Origin of the sequence: Pedobacter sp. D749 (assembly GCF_019317285.1) — a bacterium.
Classification (GTDB): domain Bacteria; phylum Bacteroidota; class Bacteroidia; order Sphingobacteriales; family Sphingobacteriaceae; genus Pedobacter.
Map to the genome: position 1 here is coordinate 5,101,156 of NZ_CP079218.1, position 17,284 is coordinate 5,118,439.

16 protein-coding genes and 1 tRNA gene are annotated in these 17,284 nt (G+C 39.7%); 9 read left to right on the plus strand and 8 right to left on the minus strand.

Going from position 1 to position 17,284, the window contains the following annotated elements; translation table 11 throughout:
• Positions 1-10: 10 nt before the first annotated feature.
• From KYH19_RS20885 to KYH19_RS20900, 4 genes are all read left to right on the plus strand, one after another.
• Positions 11-1,501 (plus strand): RagB/SusD family nutrient uptake outer membrane protein, encoded by a 1,491-nt coding sequence (locus KYH19_RS20885; RefSeq protein WP_219076513.1) that lies wholly within the window; start codon positions 11-13, stop codon positions 1,499-1,501.
• Positions 1,502-1,677: 176 nt separating this feature from the next.
• On the plus strand, positions 1,678-4,806 hold the full coding sequence (locus KYH19_RS20890) for a SusC/RagA family TonB-linked outer membrane protein (RefSeq protein ID WP_219076514.1): 3,129 nt from the start codon (positions 1,678-1,680) through the stop codon (positions 4,804-4,806).
• A gap of 18 nt (positions 4,807-4,824) precedes the next feature.
• The gene (locus tag KYH19_RS20895; protein WP_219076515.1) at positions 4,825-6,300 is read left to right on the plus strand and encodes a SusD/RagB family nutrient-binding outer membrane lipoprotein; all 1,476 of its coding nucleotides are present in this window, start codon (positions 4,825-4,827) and stop codon (positions 6,298-6,300) included.
• A gap of 8 nt (positions 6,301-6,308) precedes the next feature.
• On the plus strand, positions 6,309-6,761 hold the full coding sequence (locus KYH19_RS20900; RefSeq protein WP_219076517.1) for a hypothetical protein: 453 nt from the start codon (positions 6,309-6,311) through the stop codon (positions 6,759-6,761).
• A gap of 82 nt (positions 6,762-6,843) precedes the next feature.
• Here KYH19_RS20900 and KYH19_RS20905 read toward each other — a convergent pair whose 3' ends face one another.
• Both KYH19_RS20905 and KYH19_RS20910 read right to left on the minus strand, forming a co-directional pair.
• Positions 6,844-7,251, minus strand: a complete 408-nt coding sequence (locus KYH19_RS20905; RefSeq protein ID WP_121285502.1) for a DoxX family protein — start codon at positions 7,249-7,251, stop codon at positions 6,844-6,846.
• 1 nt (position 7,252) lies between these two features.
• Positions 7,253-8,152, minus strand: coding sequence for an LD-carboxypeptidase (locus tag KYH19_RS20910; protein ID WP_219076518.1), 900 nt, complete (start codon positions 8,150-8,152; stop codon positions 7,253-7,255).
• Positions 8,153-8,192: 40 nt separating this feature from the next.
• Here KYH19_RS20910 and metG point away from each other — a divergent pair, with 40 nt between their 5' ends.
• A complete protein-coding gene (gene metG, locus KYH19_RS20915) occupies positions 8,193-10,301 on the plus strand; it encodes a methionine--tRNA ligase (protein WP_219076519.1) in 2,109 nt (702 codons plus the stop codon).
• A gap of 92 nt (positions 10,302-10,393) precedes the next feature.
• Here metG and KYH19_RS20920 read toward each other — a convergent pair whose 3' ends face one another.
• Positions 10,394-11,116, minus strand: a complete 723-nt coding sequence (locus KYH19_RS20920) for an SDR family oxidoreductase (protein ID WP_219076520.1) — start codon at positions 11,114-11,116, stop codon at positions 10,394-10,396.
• 291 nt (positions 11,117-11,407) lie between these two features.
• On the opposite strand from KYH19_RS20920, the gene KYH19_RS20925 reads away from it, so the two are divergent.
• The 4 genes from KYH19_RS20925 (at position 11,408) to KYH19_RS20940 (ending at position 14,117) form a co-directional block, all read left to right on the plus strand.
• Complete coding sequence (locus tag KYH19_RS20925; RefSeq protein ID WP_219076521.1) at positions 11,408-11,653, plus strand: GIY-YIG nuclease family protein; 246 nt, start codon at positions 11,408-11,410, stop codon at positions 11,651-11,653.
• Positions 11,644-11,715 (plus strand) — tRNA-Arg (locus tag KYH19_RS20930). Before KYH19_RS20925 ends, KYH19_RS20930 begins: the two co-directional genes overlap by 10 nt.
• A 310-nt stretch (positions 11,716-12,025) precedes the next feature.
• Positions 12,026-13,156 carry a serine hydrolase gene (locus KYH19_RS20935; RefSeq protein ID WP_219076522.1) on the plus strand — a complete coding sequence of 377 codons (1,131 nt, stop codon included), beginning with the start codon at positions 12,026-12,028 and terminating at the stop codon, positions 13,154-13,156.
• A 349-nt stretch (positions 13,157-13,505) separates the two neighbouring features.
• The gene (locus tag KYH19_RS20940; RefSeq protein ID WP_219076523.1) at positions 13,506-14,117 is read left to right on the plus strand and encodes a GIN domain-containing protein; all 612 of its coding nucleotides are present in this window, start codon (positions 13,506-13,508) and stop codon (positions 14,115-14,117) included.
• A gap of 516 nt (positions 14,118-14,633) precedes the next feature.
• On the opposite strand, the gene KYH19_RS20945 is transcribed toward KYH19_RS20940, so the two are convergent.
• The 5 genes from KYH19_RS20945 to KYH19_RS20965 form a co-directional block, all read right to left on the minus strand.
• A complete protein-coding gene (locus KYH19_RS20945) occupies positions 14,634-15,167 on the minus strand; it encodes an SH3 domain-containing protein (RefSeq protein ID WP_219076525.1) in 534 nt (177 codons plus the stop codon).
• A 70-nt stretch (positions 15,168-15,237) separates the two neighbouring features.
• On the minus strand, positions 15,238-15,762 hold the full coding sequence (locus KYH19_RS20950) for a hypothetical protein (RefSeq protein WP_219076527.1): 525 nt from the start codon (positions 15,760-15,762) through the stop codon (positions 15,238-15,240).
• Between the two features lie 165 nt (positions 15,763-15,927).
• Positions 15,928-16,410, minus strand: a complete 483-nt coding sequence (locus KYH19_RS20955; protein ID WP_219076528.1) for a hypothetical protein — start codon at positions 16,408-16,410, stop codon at positions 15,928-15,930.
• Positions 16,400-16,963, minus strand: coding sequence for a peptidoglycan-binding protein (locus KYH19_RS20960; RefSeq protein ID WP_219076529.1), 564 nt, complete (start codon positions 16,961-16,963; stop codon positions 16,400-16,402). Before KYH19_RS20960 ends, KYH19_RS20955 begins: the two co-directional genes overlap by 11 nt.
• The gene (locus KYH19_RS20965) at positions 16,882-17,256 is read right to left on the minus strand and encodes a hypothetical protein (RefSeq protein WP_219076530.1); all 375 of its coding nucleotides are present in this window, start codon (positions 17,254-17,256) and stop codon (positions 16,882-16,884) included. The genes KYH19_RS20960 and KYH19_RS20965 overlap by 82 nt, the downstream gene beginning before the upstream one ends.
• Positions 17,257-17,284 lie beyond the last annotated feature (28 nt).

A 17,284-nucleotide genomic window follows, 5' to 3' on the forward strand; every position in this document is an offset into this window, starting at 1 on the left:
CATCATATTCATGAAATTATTTCATATCAAAACATATAAATTGAAGTTAGCTACTGCGGCTATACTTGCAATTCCTTTAGTTGGAAGCATCTCTTCTTGTAAAAAAGAGTTCCTGGAAAAGGCTCCTGAACTAACGCTTCCTGATCAGGATGCCTTTGCTAACCCTACCAGAGTTTTAGGCCAAATCAACGGACTTTATTCTTCTTCAAAAAATGGTTCCTTATTTGGCGGAAGATATCTGATCTATAATGATATCAGGGCTGAAGAATTTGTTAACAGAACGGGTAATAGTGTAACGGGTTATGATGTTTATCAGGGTACAAATAACTCGACCAATACTTATGTTGCCAGCTTCTTTTCGCAAGCATACTTAACGATTAACAGGGCAAACCTTTTTTTAGATGGATTAGCGAAGAATAGTACAGTTTTAACACCTGCATTAAATGCAAATTATGCTGGCGAAGCTAAATTTATCAGGGCATTAAATTATTTTGCATTGATTCAGATTTTTGCCAAGCCTTATGTTTCTGATGCAGGAGCATCAAGAGGTTTGCCATTGCGTTTAACCCCCGAAACATCTTTGGCAAATAACGCATTGAAAAGTAGCACGGTTGCTGCAATATATGCTCAAATTCTAAAGGATCTTGATGAGGCGGAAGCAGGTTTGCCAGATACTTATGGAACTGCTTTACTACGTACAACCCGTGCACACAAAAATACAGCGATTGCTTTAAAAACCAGAGTATATTTAGCTATGGGAAATTATGCAAAGGTTTTGGAGGAAGGTAATAAATTGGTTCCGGCGACAGCACCATTTACCAATTCTGCCAGAACTGCCCATGCATTGCAGGCAAATATTGTAAACGTTTTTGCCGCACCTTTTACCACCTCAGAGTCTATTTTCTCTTTCCCAATGGCAGATACAAACGCCCCGGGAACGCAGAATCAATTAGGTTATTATTACAGCTGGGCCGGAAACGGAAACCTGGAGTTTTCATTAAACAAAACAGGTGCTGGAATTTATATAGATCCTGCATGGCCAACTACAGATGCGAGAAAATCTGCTTTAACACAAGATGCAACCATTTCTGGCGTGCTCCATTCATATCCTATCAAGTATGGTGCAGTGTCTCCATTTACTGATTTTGTACCGATGATCAGATATGCAGAAGTTTTGTTAAACGTGGCTGAGGCTGAAGCGTTAGCCCCAGGAGGTAATCTGGTTCGTTCTAAAGCATTATTGCAAGTGGTTCGTACACGTTCTGATGCAACATATGTTTACGGTGCATTAACAACACCTGCAGCTTTGGAAGCAGCAATTCTTAAAGAAAGAAGAATTGAGTTGCTTGCTGAAGGATTCAGATACAATGATTTAGCCAGGAAAGCAGCACCACTCCCATCTTTCGGTGCCGGAGCTTCTATTCCTGTTACGGATCAAAGATATACTTTCCCAATCCCTATTGGTGAGTTAAATACCAATCCGTTGGTTAATACTTTCTAACAGGATTTACACTATAAAAAAAGGGATTGCAAATTAATTGTAATCCCTTTTTTATTTGCAATAATTGAGGTTTTTTATTGAATATCAATTGTTAGAAAATTGTAATTGTAAAATTTGCATTACACAATACTAAGTTATATCTTAGGAAAGATTATTAACTAAACTAAACTTTTTTTATGAAAAAACTTCTACAAAGTTTGTTCATATTGCTATTTATTGCCACCTCAGCAATAGCGCAAGACCGAACAATCACTGGGACAGTTACGGCTCAGGAAGATGGATTACCTCTCCCTGGCGTAAGTGTACGAATTAAAGACGCGTCGAACTCCGGCGTTTCTACAAATGCTGCGGGTAAATTCTCCATCAAGGTAAGTGCTGGTGCCAAAGTGCTGATTTTTTCTTCAGTAGGCTATTCCATGCGAGAAATTGCCATCAGGGGTAGCGTTGTAAATGCATCTTTAGAAACAGATTCAAAGTCACTATCAGAAGTTGTGGTAACGGCATTAGGCCAAAAAAGAGAAGCCAAATCGTTAGGTTATGCTGCTACAACAGTTAAGAATAGCGACTTAACCGCTGGTCGTTCAACCAATGTAGTAAATGCGTTGGCAGGTAAAGTAGCGGGAGTAAAAATTTTATCAACAGGTGGTGCAACAGGTGCTTCATCAAATATCAATATCAGGCAAGCCACAACCTTTACCGGATCGAACCAACCGTTATGGGTACTGGATGGTATTCCTATTGATAATGGTGGAGGTGACCAAGCCGTAAATACAGGAAGTACAAATTCGAATAGGGGTATTGATCTAAACCAGGATGACATTGAGTCTGTAACGATTTTGAAGGGACCAGCTGCAGCCGTACTTTATGGTTCCAGGGCTGTTGCCGGAGCGGTAATTGTAACCACTAAAAAAGGAAGTAAAGGCCAGGCCGGAAGAGTAGAATTAAGTAGTAACTACAATTATATCGAAGTTAACCGCTTGCCAGATTATCAGAATGAATACTCACAAGGAACCAATGGCTTGTACGATCCTTTCTCTCAAATGTCATGGGGAACAAAGATAACCGGACAAACAGTTACCAATTACCTGGGTAATCCGGAAACCCTTACCGCTTACCCAGATAATGTTAAGGATATATTTAAAGGAGGATATAACTTACAGAACAATGTTACTTTTTCTGGTGGTACCGAAAAAACAGCCTATTACTTTAATTATGGAAATTTTAAAGAAAGTGGGTATATCGATAATAATACTTTGGCGAAAAATAACTTTACTGTTAATGCAAGTACGCAATTAAGTAAAAATCTAACCATTAGTTCTTCAATTCAGTACATCCATAATAATTCTGTGGGTACCCCTGTCGGTAATGCAAGGTCTAATCCGTTATTCGATGGTATGACTTTGCCCAGAACTTATAACCTTGCAAATTATCCATTTGAAACTGCTGCAGGTTTAAATAATATACCAACAAGTCGTGTTCCCAACGCGGGCTATACTTATTACAATATTTTAGGAACGGATAACCCACTCTGGTCAATTAAATATGTTTTATATAAACAAAAGATAGATCGTGCCATTGGCAATGTTGGTTTAGATTATAAAATAGCAGATTGGTTAAGTGCTAATTATAAAATTGGTATCGATCAATATACCAATGTATCGAAAACTATTAATGAAAAATCATCTAACAATAACCAATCGGCAAGCAGGGCTGGTTCTATTATTGATAACACCACCAACAGGCGTGAGGTAAGTTCGTACTTCAATTTAGTAGCCAACAAAAGGTTTTTAAAAGACTTTGGCGCCAGATTTTTGTTGGGTAACGAAATTAACTACAGAAGAACAGATCAATTGCAGGTAACTGGTAACGGTATACAGGCAGCACATAACTACAATATCTCTAATACCTTAACTTATGTTCCGCTTCAAACTATAAGAGAACAAAGTTTAGTAGGGGTATATGCCGATATTAGTTTGGATTATAAATCTTTTGCCTATCTATCTTTTACAGGGCGTAGAGATGTTTCTTCAACATTTGCCCCTGATAAAAGAAGTTATTTTTACCCTAAAATAGATGCCAGTTTTATTGCAACAGAGGCTTTCCCTCAGTTAAAACAAAATGATATTTTAACTTATTTAAAAATCAGGGCTAACTACGCGAAAGTAGGTAGAGAGGCGCCAATTTACAGTACAGGTACTTATTTTGGTACTGCAGGTCCTTCTGATGGTTTTGGGCCAAACCTTATCTTTCCATTTAATGGGGTAAATGGTCAAACTTTTTCAAATGCTGCTGGTAACATTAATATCAAACCCGAATTTACGGCTTCAAGAGAAGTTGGTTTAGAGGCTAAGCTTTTAAAAGACAGGTTGAGTATCGATATTGCGTACTACAGCACCAAAAGTACCGACATTATATTTTCTGTCCCTAGCGCGCCCTCTTCTGGTTTTAGCAGTACCCTGTTAAATGCCGGAACCTTAAAAGCTCATGGTATTGAGTTGCTGATCAGTGGAACGCCAATAAAATCTACAAACTTTAACTGGGATTTATCTGTAAACTTTACCAAAGGCAGAAATGAAGTGGTAGAGCTTGCGCCGGGTGTGCCTTTTATTGGTAATGGTGGTTTTACCAATCCACAGGGCCGTATTGTTACCGGGTATCAGTATGGAACACTATTCGGTCAGGTATTTAAAAAACTTAATGGGAAGGATGTTGTTGATGCTAACGGTAGGTTAAGCTCAGGCCAGATCAATACCACAGAATTACAGCCTATTGGCGATCCAAACCCAAAATGGACTGGTGGTGTAAATACAACCTTCTCTTACAAAGGTTTATCATTAAGCTTATTTGCCGATATCCGTTATGGTGGCGATATATATTCGAGAACAATTACCGACTTAAGAAGATATGGTGTTGCTGCAGAAACAGGTAACAGAGATCGTTTATATATGCACAACGCAGTATATGCCGATGGTACGCCAAACAATACCTTAATTACGGCCGAACAATACTATGGCGATTTATACTCTTCAGCAGCGCAGGAATATGCCGTTTTTGATGGTTCGTGGATCAGGTTACGGGAAGCAACACTATCTTACCGCATCCCGGGCAAATTACTAAACAAACTGAGCTTTATAAAAGGGATTAATGTGGGGTTAACAGGAAGAAACCTTTTGATGTATGCGCCTAATTTCCCTCATCTGGATCCAGAGAATAACCTTTTGGGTGTGGGTAACGGACAGGGAATTGAGTATAACGGCCAGCCTCAGACAAGAACCTATGGTGGATTTTTAAAATTATCATTTTAGTATTAGGAGAGTTTAAATATGAAAATTAATATAAAGAAAATAGTTTTTGGATTGGCATTAGCCACGACAGGACTGAGCTCGTGTAAGAAATTTGTAGACATTAACGATGACCCTACGCGATTAAAAGATCCTGATGCCAGTTTGGTTCTGCCCGCTGCTCAGGGTAGACTAGGATTTACAATGGGTTCGGATATACATCGTTTTACTGCCTTATGGGTACAGCAGTTTGCTGCGCAGGGAGGTGGTTCAGCCCAACCAACACAATATGATAAGTATGCTGTAGGTGAAGCTGATATCAATAATACCTGGGAAGCTACTTTTGCAGGTACTTTGGCCGATTTACAGAAAGTGATCGAAAAAACTAAAGCTACAAGTCCAAAATATGCGGGCGTTGCAGAGCTGGTAAAAGCTTATGTTTATCAAACCCATGTTGATGCATTTGGAGATCTGCCTTATTCGGAGGCTATTGGTTATGAGGCTAATTTAAAGGCTAAGTTTGATGGATCATCGGCCATATATGACAATGTGTTTGCTTTAATTGATGAGGGTATTGCAGATATCAAAAAAGCCTCTTTATTGGCACCTGCAACTGATGACTTATTTTATGGTGGGGATATGGATAAATGGGAGCGTTTTGGAAATGCTTTAAAACTTAGGATGTATATCCACTACTTTTCTACTAACGGAACTGCTGCAGACGCAACAAAAGCTAAAACAGGCATAACCGCTATATTGGCTGCGAATAAACTGTTAAGGGCAAATACCGATAATTTTCAAATGAAGTTTTTAAGTTCTGCCAACCAAACCAACCCTATTCACCAATTTGAAGGATCGAGACCAAATCAGTTTTTTCCGAGTAAAACTTTGGTTGATATCATGAATGCCAAGACTGATAGTAGAAGAAATTCATTTTTCACCTTACAGGGTAATACGTATGTTGGCGCCACGAATGGCAATGGCGATGTAGTAGTAAGCACTGCTTTCTCACGCATGAGCACTTATCTTAGAGGTAAACTCTCAGCAGGTGTTTATTCTGGTGAAGCACCCATAAGAATGTTAACTTTTGCTGAGCAAAATCAGGTTTTGGCAGAATATTTTGCCAGAACAAACGGAGGAAATGATTTAACCACAGCAGATATTTATTATAAAGCGGGTATCACTGCATCATTTGCAAGTGCAATTGAGTTTTCAGATGGGACAGAAGCAACCGCTGTTACTGGCGGCTTAGCTACTTATCTGGCTTCAACAAATGGAACTTTGGCAACAGGTAATGCGCTGCAAAAAATTATCGAAGAAAAATTTGTATCCAACTTTGGCGTGGCCATAGAGCCGTGGACAGACTGGAGAAGAACAGGCTTTCCTGTACTATCGCCAGTATCTCCTGCAACAGCCATTCCGCGCATATTGCCATACTCATTTAATGAGAGAAGCTACAATCCTAACACACCAGCCCGACCTTCAGTATTTGTAAAATCTGTATTTTGGGATAAATAATTATAACTATGAAAAGAATTTTAATCATATTACTTGCATCGGTTTTAGGCTTAGCCTCATGCAAAAAAGATCCAAAACAGCCAGAAACACTTGATACAATTGCTACTATTGTTTTTGATGGCAATCCAAGCAATACAATAGCCAACTATTCCAGCTATTCGTCACCCACTACACCTGTTAAAGGCACAGGTACTGTAAATATTGTAATTACCTATACTGGCGATATAAAAACATTATCATTTACTACACTAACAGGAACTGTTGTAAACAACCTTGGTACAGTAAATGTAAGCAACGGTACTTATACCTTTACCAAGCTGGTTAAAGATTTAAGGGGTGCTGCTGATGCGCCACTTCCAACTTCTGGTACAAGTGGTTCGGTTGTTTTAACGGTTACCGCCACCCTCGGAAATGGGCAGACGGTAAAACGCTTTTATACCATTACTGTAACCATACCATAAATAGTGATATAGTGCAGGGCTAAGCTAAAACAAAGGCCTGGAAATTTTCCAGGCCTTTGTTTTTACATGAAGGAATTTAAGCTTATTTCTTATCCACACTATATTTCCCCGGGCCAATAAAAATCAACCCGAAAAATACAATGCCCAATTCAATGGCGTGGCTGGCACCTTGTAAGCCATCGCCTTTGCCAAAATGAACCAGTGCGGCAATAATCATCGTAAAGATTAATAAGATTAGTGCCGGACGGAAAAACAATCCCACAATCAAAAGGAAACCACCAAAGGTTTCGGAAACGGCGGCCATAAAACCCCAAAATACAGGTAAAAAGTTTATGCCAATTACTTTCATACTTCCTCCTAAACCTGTCCAGCCATCAGGCCCGCCTGCAAGTTTCGGGAAACCATGAATAATAAACATTACACCCAAACCAATACGGATCAGCAACAAACCTGTATTGCGGTATTTTCCTAAATTGTCTAAAATTGCCATCTTATAAATATTTAAATTGAACGTTATTTGTTTCTATTTTTAAATTCACCCCGGCACCTAAAACCATACTGAGGTTGTTATTAATATGTCCCGTTGGGAAATTAAAGCAAACTGGGAAATCATATTCCTTAACAATATCCCAAATTACCTCATCAACGGTTTGTCCGAATGAAATCTTTTCATCTTCAATTTCATTAAAAGCACCAACAATTAGTCCTTTTAAATGGCTGAGTTTGCCTGCCCGCTTTAACATGCGTAACATGCGGTCGATGCTATATTCGTGTTCTCCTACGTCCTCTATAAAAAGAATTTTACCTTGAAAGTCCATCTCTGATACCGAACCCTGTAACATGGCCAATAAAGTTAAATTTCCGCCAATCAAAATTCCTGTTGCCTCTCCTGCCCTGTTTTTAAATGCACTCTCAAACTCGTACGACTGTTTTTCGCCGAATAAAGCCTTCTGTAAAGAAAGTAAAGCTTCTGGCGTAGACTCCTCAAATGTGTAGGGCATTTGCGCGTGCATACATTGGGTATTACATTGCGCAACCAGGTGTGATAGCAGAACAGTAATATCGCTAAAACCTACAACCCATTTAGGATTCTTGTTAAACGCTGTAAAGTCCAGGTCATCAATAATCCGGATGGTGCCATAACCGCCACGGCCCGAAATAATGGCTTTTATAGACGGATCATCTAAAAAGCGCTGAATGTCTTTAGTTCTTAAAGCATCGGTTCCTGCAAACTGGTGATGGCTGGCGTATACACTTTCGCCAATAATAACCTCCAAACCCCAGCTTTCCAATAATGCTATGGCATGGTCTATACGTTTGGGTAATTTCTTTGCCGGACATACCAGGGCAATCTTATCTCCTTTTTTTAAATACGGGGGCTGCTTAATCATCTTCAAAACACTTATCTTTGCCAAATTAATAAAAATTGTTTTGGATAATAGTAAAATAAAAAGATATACCGTAACTGCAGCGCTTCCATATACCAATGGGCCAGTTCACATTGGGCACCTGGCTGGTGTTTACATCCCTGCAGATATTTATGCCCGTTATTTAAGGTCGAATAAACGCGATGTAAAATTCATCTGTGGTTCTGACGAAAATGGTGTACCCATTACTTTAAAAGCCAAAAGAGAAGGAATTACGCCGCAGGAAGTGGTAGATAAGTACCATAAAATTATTGGCGATTCTTTTAAAGAGTTTGGCGTATCTTTCGATATCTATCACCGCACTTCATCGCTTACGCATCACCAAACTGCTGCTGATTTCTTTGAAACACTTTATGAAAAAGGGGTGTTTACAGAAGAAATTACCGAACAATATTACGATGCTACGGCAAAACAATTTTTGGCCGATCGTTACATTACTGGTACCTGTCCTAAATGTGGTAACGAAAATGCTTATGGCGACCAATGCGAAAATTGCGGTTCTACCCTTAATGCTACCGATCTAATCAATCCAAAATCTACCCTATCAGGCGATAAACCAATTTTAAAAGAAACCAAAAACTGGTTTTTACCGCTTGATAAATACGAAGACCGTTTACGTACCTATATCGAAAGCCACAAAGAATGGCGCCCGAATGTATACGGCCAATGCCAAAGCTGGTTAAATGCTGGTTTGCAGCCAAGAGCAATGACACGTGATTTAGATTGGGGCGTGCGTGTTCCATTGCGCGATGCTGAAGGTAAAGTGCTTTATGTGTGGTTTGATGCGCCTATTGGATATATTTCAGCCACAAAAGAGCTTTGTAATTATGCCAAACTCGATGTGTGGAACCCTAAAGCCGAAGAATATTACATCAGCAGTTACGAAAACGATAAATGTGGTTGGGAAGAATACTGGAAAAGCGACGAAACTAAATTGGTTCACTTTATCGGTAAAGATAACATTGTTTTCCATTGCATTATTTTCCCGGCGATGTTAATGGCGCACGGCGAATATACCCTGGCTGATAATGTGCCCGCAAACGAATTTTTAAACCTGGAAGGTCAAAAAATATCGACTTCTAAAAACTGGGCGGTTTGGTTAAATGAATATTTAAGAGAGTTTGAAGGGAAACAAGATGTATTGCGTTATGTATTAACCGCAACGGCGCCTGAGACTAAAGACAATGATTTTACCTGGAAAGATTTTCAGGCAAGAAACAACAATGAACTGGTGGCCATACTTGGGAATTTCGTAAACCGGGTGGTGGTGCTTACGCATAAATACTTTGGTGGTTCAGTGCCAACCTGTATGGGAATTACTGAAGTAGATCAGGCTGTTATTGATGAACTGGCAGCTTACCCCGCAAAAATCTCAGCTTCTATCGAAAACTATCGTTTTAGAGAAGCATTATCAGAAGTAATGAATGTTGCCCGTTTAGGAAATAAATACCTGGCAGAAACAGAGCCCTGGAAGCTCATTAAAACCGACGAAGACCGTGTTAGAACCATCTTACACATTGCACTTCAAATTGCTGCCAATATCCAGATCCTGATTGAACCTTTTTTGCCATTTACAGCAGAAAAGTTAATGAAGATGCTTAAAAATGGCGGCCATGATTGGGATGATGCTGGTACCGTTAGCCTGTTAAAACGTGGCCACGATATTGGAGAAGCGGCGCTTTTATTTGATAAAATTGAAGATGCAGAAATCGACTTCCAGATCGAGAAATTGAACCAAAGCAAGGCCAGTAATGCGGCAAATAATGTAGTTGCTGTTCCGGCAAAAGAAAATATCCAGTTTGAAGATTTTTCGGCAATAGATATCCGTGTAGCCACTATTGTTGCTGCAGAAAAGGTAGAGAAAACCAAAAAGCTGTTAAAGTTAACGGTAAATACAGGCATTGATGAAAGAACCGTGGTTTCTGGCATTGCCGAATATTATAAACCTGAAGATATAGTGGGGAAACAAGTAAGTATGATCGTAAATCTTGCTCCACGCGAAATCAAAGGAATTCTATCGCAGGGAATGATCCTGATGGCAGAAAATGCCGAAGGTAAACTCACTTTTGTGGCACCTGTAGAAAAGTTCCAGGAAGGTAGTGTAATTAGATAGTGTTTGCCTGCCGTAACTAAAAATATAAAGCCATTTGATTCATTTCAAATGGCTTTTATTTTTTTTATCCTGATGCAAATAAATTTATTCCATTATGGGTTCATTCGGTTAAAATATGCAGCTATCGTTTCGTTATTGGCGTCTGCCCTATCTGTACTCGTACCAAAAGTTAATTCTGTTTTACCTGCTTTCATCTGCTCAAATACCGATTCTACAAAGTCGCTTACTGCCGGATATGCATTATGGATCCCTTTACCGCCTAAATCGGTATTTAATGCTGGCGGAATCATTTCAATAACTTCTATATTTGAATTTTTTAGGCTATGGCGTAACGAGAGCGTAAAAGAACGCATAAATGCTTTAGTGCCACAGTAAACAGGTACTGCCGATAAAGGCACAAATGCGAGTCCCGATGTTACATTAATAATGGTATCTAACGAATTTAGCTGGCTAAATAGTTTTGTTAAATGGATTGGCGCTAAAATATTCGTCGTAATTTCAGCATCTGCTTTTTGGTAAAAATCACTGTCGTTAATGTTCATCCAGTACTGAATGCCTGCATTATTAACGAGTACATTTAAATCACTATGGTTTTCAGCAATCCAGTTATACAGCTCAATCCGATCATTTTTAACGGCCAAATCGCATACTTTGGTTATAACCGAAGGTAGTTTTTCTGTGGCTTCCTTTAAAGCCGATTCTCTTCGTCCACAGATAATTACGGTGTTATTTTCTTTAATAAACCTTTCGGCCAGTCCGAAACCTATACCGCTTGCCCCTCCGGTAATCAGGATTTTATTTTTTGTTAATTTCATATCTTAATCAAATTTAATAATGCAAAGATGCGGCTATTGAAAAGATTTATTATGGTGAGTAGTACAGTTTTTATTGCTTCCACTAAATGCCACATTAGCTCCATCAGAGTATGCTATCATTTCATTCTGTACGTTATTAAGATGGTTTCCTTTAAGTAAAATGCATGTTAAATGAATTCTCTTGCGACAAAACTTTTGTTATATTTGCGCAACAAATGGTCCCGTAGTTCAACGGATACCCGCCTGAACGAGGTAGTCGGGCAGGGAATAGAAGTTTTCTAAACTTTAGATATGAGTTACTTTGCCTATGTAATTAAAAGTGTACACTTTGATTATTTTTATAAAGGACATTATGAAGATTTAGATAAACGATTAAAAGAGCACAACGCAGGTAAGACTAAGTCAAATAAGGCTTATCTCCCCTTCATAATTTTTTACTATGAAGAATTTCCAACAAGGAATGAAGCAATTAAAAGAGAAAAATATTTTAAATCTGCTTCAGGAAGGCGATATTTGAAAAATAAAATGGTCCCGTAGTTCAACGGATAGAATAGAAGTTTCCTAAACTTTAGATATGAGTTCGATTCTCGTCGGGACCACTACAAACATCAACAAAATGTATAAAAGGCTGTAAGTTTAATGTTTACGGCCTTTTGTTTTTTACAAACTTTCAGAAAATATATTATTCTCCAATGAAAGTGAAAAAATGAGTTTTTTGTTAAACTGCCTCATCTTTTTGGTTTGGTATTTAGCGGCCTCGATCATCTTCAATGTGCAGTGCTAAAGGCAGCATAACTGGTCTAACAAAATCAGAACAACGAAATGGTTGCTAAAAACCTTTAAACCTTCATCGGCCGTGCAACCATTTGGCCATCTCCAGCGTCCTATTCAAAACCTCCAAACCAGCACATGAAAAAAGCAAGCCTGTTTTTAATCTTTCTGATACATTTATCTTTCTGCTTTGCACAAAAAAAGAATAGCAAAGTAGCCAGCGATAACAGGTTGAAAAGTCAGCTAGATTCACTGGTAGAACAATCTGCCTCAATATTTATGAAAAATAATGGCAGGGTTGGCATGTCTATTGGGGTTATTCAAAACGGAACACCATATCTCTACAATTATGGCTCCACCCGATTAGACAGACCTGTATTGCCAACGGCAAATACGGTCTACGAACTTGCGTCTATTACCAAAACCTTTGGCGCTGCCTTACTTGCCCAGGCCGTTCTCGAAAAAAAGGTGACCCTTAATGATGATATCCGCAAGTACCTTAAAGAAGATTATCCCAATCTAAATTATAACGGAACACCAATCACCCTCCTGAACCTGGTCAACCTTACTTCCGGACTACCTAACTGGATGCCAGAAAAAGACCTGTTCTCAAAGGCCCATCCAGATTCGATACCATTTATCTTAGATTCGGTACACTCGGTTTATAGCAGGCAAAACCTTTACAGGGATTTGCACAACGTTAAATTACAAGTAATGCCCGGAAGCGTTAGCCGCCACTGTAATACAGCCGCCCAGCTGCTTGGTTATATCATGGAAGAAGTATACCAGGATTCTTTTGAGAATCTTTTGAAAATATATATATGCCGGCCGCTTAAAATGAAAAATACTTTACTCTTGGGGCCGGGAAAGTTGCCCCGTGAAATGGCAAAAGGTTACGACGGCAAAGGACGCCAGATGCCTGTGATTAATTGGGAGGCTTTACGGGTGGCAGCCAGCATTGCCTCTACCAGTTCGGATATGTTAAAGTACATGGCTTTCCAGCTCAACGAAGAAAACCCTGCGGTTAAGTTAGCCCACCAGCCAACCTTTGGAAAGGTGGAAGATGGGGCAATTGCCCTGAACTGGAAAATCAAAAAAACAGGCACCGGTAAACGCAGCATCTCTCATACTGGCGGAAGCTTAGGCTTTAGCAGTTATATGGTCTACTACCCGGAGTTGAATTCAGGCATTGTTTTGCTTTCTAACCAGGCAGATCCATCCACCCAAACCGACCTGATAGCCCTTGCAGATAAAATTATACATCCATAAATTAATTTCCCTGCCTCCCAGGCCAGATTAGTTTCTTATATGAAAGTATACCTTATAGGGTATACTGAATATGAGAGTGAGAAATCACTTTGTCGATAATGCGTAAACAACCAATTAAAATGAGCATCGCCATAATTTAAATAAAGCTGCCAGCTAGGGATAAGTATAACCTCATCCACATGCTTTGTGTGCTTTCAGCTTATACAATGAATACCCATTCGTCTATAAATTACAGGCGTTGGTCTGGCGGTTACCGATGCTGGTATAATACCAGGTTTTTGCCTGAAACGTTTGATGGGCAGCTGCGTCTTAATATCAAACAATAGCAAAAAACTAAAATATAAAAGATATGAAAACCTTAGCAAAAACATTATTCGCAGCAGCATTAACAGCAGTATTATTTACCTCATCAGCCATGGCAACTATTGCCGCTGAGCCCGTTAAAAAAGAAACAAAAACTCCTTCCTTATCAACGTTCAACCGGATCTGGGTGAGCGGGAACGTGAAAATCGTTTTAACACAAGGTAATAAGCAAAATGTAGAAGGTGCCGTCAACTACGATGCTGCAAAAACCTCCCTATCAACTGATGGAAGAACCTTATTTATCAATTCGTTAGAAACAAGTCAGGTAACATTAAATATTACCGTAAAAGATTTAGAAAGAATAGAAGCTTATGGTCAATCTGTCGTGGTAACCAGCAATAATTTCGATGTAAAATACCTTCAGTTATTTTTAAACCAAAGTGCTACAGCAAAAATTAAAACTACAGCAGGCAGTTTATATACCGTTGTTAAAGGTGATGCAGTATTAAAATTAAATGGTACTGCTGGCCAAAGTACTATGATTGTAAGCAATATAAAAAATGTAAAATTAGCTGACTTTGCCAGTCTTAAATCAGCATCCTATGCTTCTGAAGCGATGATGGAAGCCGAGCAAAATGCAATGGTTTTAGCAAAATAGAAATTTTTCTTTCGGATGAATAAGAGCTGCTCAATGGGGTGGCTTTTTTTGTAAGACAAATTCTTATTTTCATATTACTATTAATTCTTAAAGATGTTTTCCCTATGCCATGTTATTGCAGCAAGATCCGGAAAATGGATTCGTTCTTTTGGTAATATAATTTTTCTATGGATTAGGCTATTTAGTGCATAGGTATGTTTCTCGTTTTCGATTAAATGATTCGCAAGTAAAACCGTATAGTCATTGAAAGAAGTTAACTAATCCTCGACATATTCTGGATATCGCGTCTGATACTATTGAAGAAGCAGAAAAGTAAGGCAACAACAGCATGATATGAAGCGTTGAGAGGAAGGATTATAGTTTTATAAAAAATCAAAAGGTATAAAGGGAAATCCCCTTGAGCCTTGCGGCCTGCGAAGCCCAAGTTGCACTATATCAGCATGTTTTGCTTCTATAGAAAAAAATAGTGGGGGACAGTCAAATAAATTTATTTCCCCACCTGATCATTCTTAGAGCTTATTCGTACAGGATATTAGTTATTCCTGCCAGATTACAGTAACCAGTAGTTCCAGACGATAGGACTTTCACTTTTACCCACTCTCCCTTTTTTGCAAGCCGTTGCACTTTTTGATTACGCTTTAGCGTTTCAATAATAGGATAGGATAATCCTGGCCCTGAGCGAAGACTGATTTCTTTGAGCTTTACCGCTGATAAAGATTCAGAAACGTAACTTTTTATATTGCTCTTTTCAGCGCTTAAGGATTGCTTTTTCTGCTGACCAGATGCAGATGATCTCGGCCTGGAGCTAGATGCTTTTTTGCGGGGGCTGGAGTATACTGGGGTTTGCGATTCAACAGGTGAGCATACCCCACAGGTGCCTCCACTCGCACAGTGGGCACAACGGGAACAATTTTTACATGCCGAACAATAAGCTGAACCAGTGCATCTTCCTAACTTGCTTTCATTGACTGTGCCAAGTGTAGATATCTTTTGGCAATTGCCAATAAAATAACAGAACATCAATGCTATTGACAAAATAAATGCTTTCATGATTTTTGTTTTAATATAACGATATAAATGCTTTTAAAGTAAAATGTAATTGAAGATATGCCTGGGTAGTCTATTTATGCTGCCAGCATCTGCCACCTCCGACAACCACCCGTTTGCAATAGCCTCCGGTTTTGTTTCTTGCCCCGCAAACTGAAGAGGTTGGCGAGGTGGTTCCACCTGAACTGCTCCCACCGGTTGGGGTGGTGGAAACATAGCTGCCAAAACTTGATGTGCCGTTTCCAGAAACGATATTGTAGGAAATATCAGCACGGTTGTAGCCGAGATTTCCGTAAACGGTCTCTTCGTCCTTCAAGATATAAGCCTGAATGGTCTGATAACTTGGAATGATTGATGAAACGCTTAACTTCAGGTCAAAGGAGATTTTTTTCTCGATTTTATAAGTCCATTTGCCAATGTTGCTTGTTACCGTTTTAGTCTGATTGGTTGCATCGACGTAGGAAATATTACAGTAATCACAGGTCACCTCATAAGAAAAAATTACTGGAACTTGCTCCTGCTCTTTTACAGTTTCCTGCGTTGCTTTTTTGCAGGAGCTGTGCATTATCACGGCTAAAATAACTAGTGCGGTAGACATTACTGATTTTTTAAAAAATGTGCTCATATTTCTGATTTGAATTAATATGAGCCAAGGTATGAGAAACTAAAAACACATCATTACGGGTTTCCGTAAAGTTGTGATGATCCCATAGCTTAATTATAAATTCCTTGCTTGGATATCCAGGCAAGGAATTTTCAACATTCAGGCGAATAGCCATTTTCTCATTACCCAATAAGCCAGGCCAAGAGCCACTACCAGCCCTAAGCAAACCGCGCCCCAGCGCTGCTTTCTGCTTTTGTCAATGTACTGCACCTTAGTTTTTAACTGTGTGCTTTCCAGAATGCTCTTTTGGTGCTGAAGCTGATGCCCGGCTTGCTGTTGCTGATGTATGATACGCCGTTTATTGGCCTTTCCACTTACCACAACTTTTTCGGCCATACCCTCGAAACCCTTTTCAGCACTGTAGAAAAATTTCCCCAATGGTGTAATTTGCACCACATATTCGCTATTACTGGTATCAAGCAAAAGGGTGTTTCTTGTTGCCCAGCCTTGCTGATTGGTATTTTCCTCGTTATGGCTGGACGATTGAAGTTCTTGGGTATGCAAAGACTTTTTGCTTTTTAAGGCTCCGCATGCCGAAAGTACCATACAACAAGCCATCAATAGGTTCAACTCAGTTTTCATTACCCTCTCCTTTCTTATTGATCCAATCGGCGAAGTATTTGATGGCTTTTACTGACCTCCGTTTCCGGTACACCCCATCTCCTTCTCTACTACCTTCCATATTGGTATTCCCTTCTATGGTAATGAGCCAATCGCCTTCCTGCCGCTCCACAAACCCACAGTGGGCTATGCGCTTCAGGTGGCTGAAGTAGATGCCGAATACTACTGCGGGGCGTATCTGTTCGGTGCGTTTATCGAATGGAAATAAGGCCGGGCTCCAGGGGGTACGTGGTGCAGCGTAGCCGGCCTGGCTAAAAACCCAACTTACAAAAGCCGCACACCAGGGGCTGCCCTGTTCAACACCTGTATAACGCAGGTATGCAGCTACCCGCGGCCCATCGTTGTGTCCGGAAAGTTCGCGCACACCTACTTCGTTTTTTGCAATGCACAACAGCTTTGCCCTATCGGGCATGGCCGTGTTCGGCGCCTGGTTTATGTTATCGCGGCCAGGCAGGCTATGCCCGCTAACAAGAGCAAAGCAAACGATGCCAAAAAAAATCTTAACTGTTGCCATGATGTGAGTTGTTTAAATCGTAAAACCATATCTGTTAAATTAAGCAGGCCCAGGCCGAGCCAAAAGCGGTACAAAAGCCACCAGGAGATTTGCATTAGTGCCACGTAACACAACAGGCCAAGTAAAAGCAGCTGCCAAATGCCTGCATCGAGCAAGGCTGCGGTAGGTTCGAAGGTTCTTAATAAATTAGGGAGTGTAAGCCAGCCTAAAATTAAGATGGTGGCCAGCATCAGTTTTTCGAGTATTTGCCTTTTCGGTATTAGCGCCGTTAAAGCCAGTTTTAATGTTTTCATATCTTTTCGGTTAAATAGCCCAAACCTG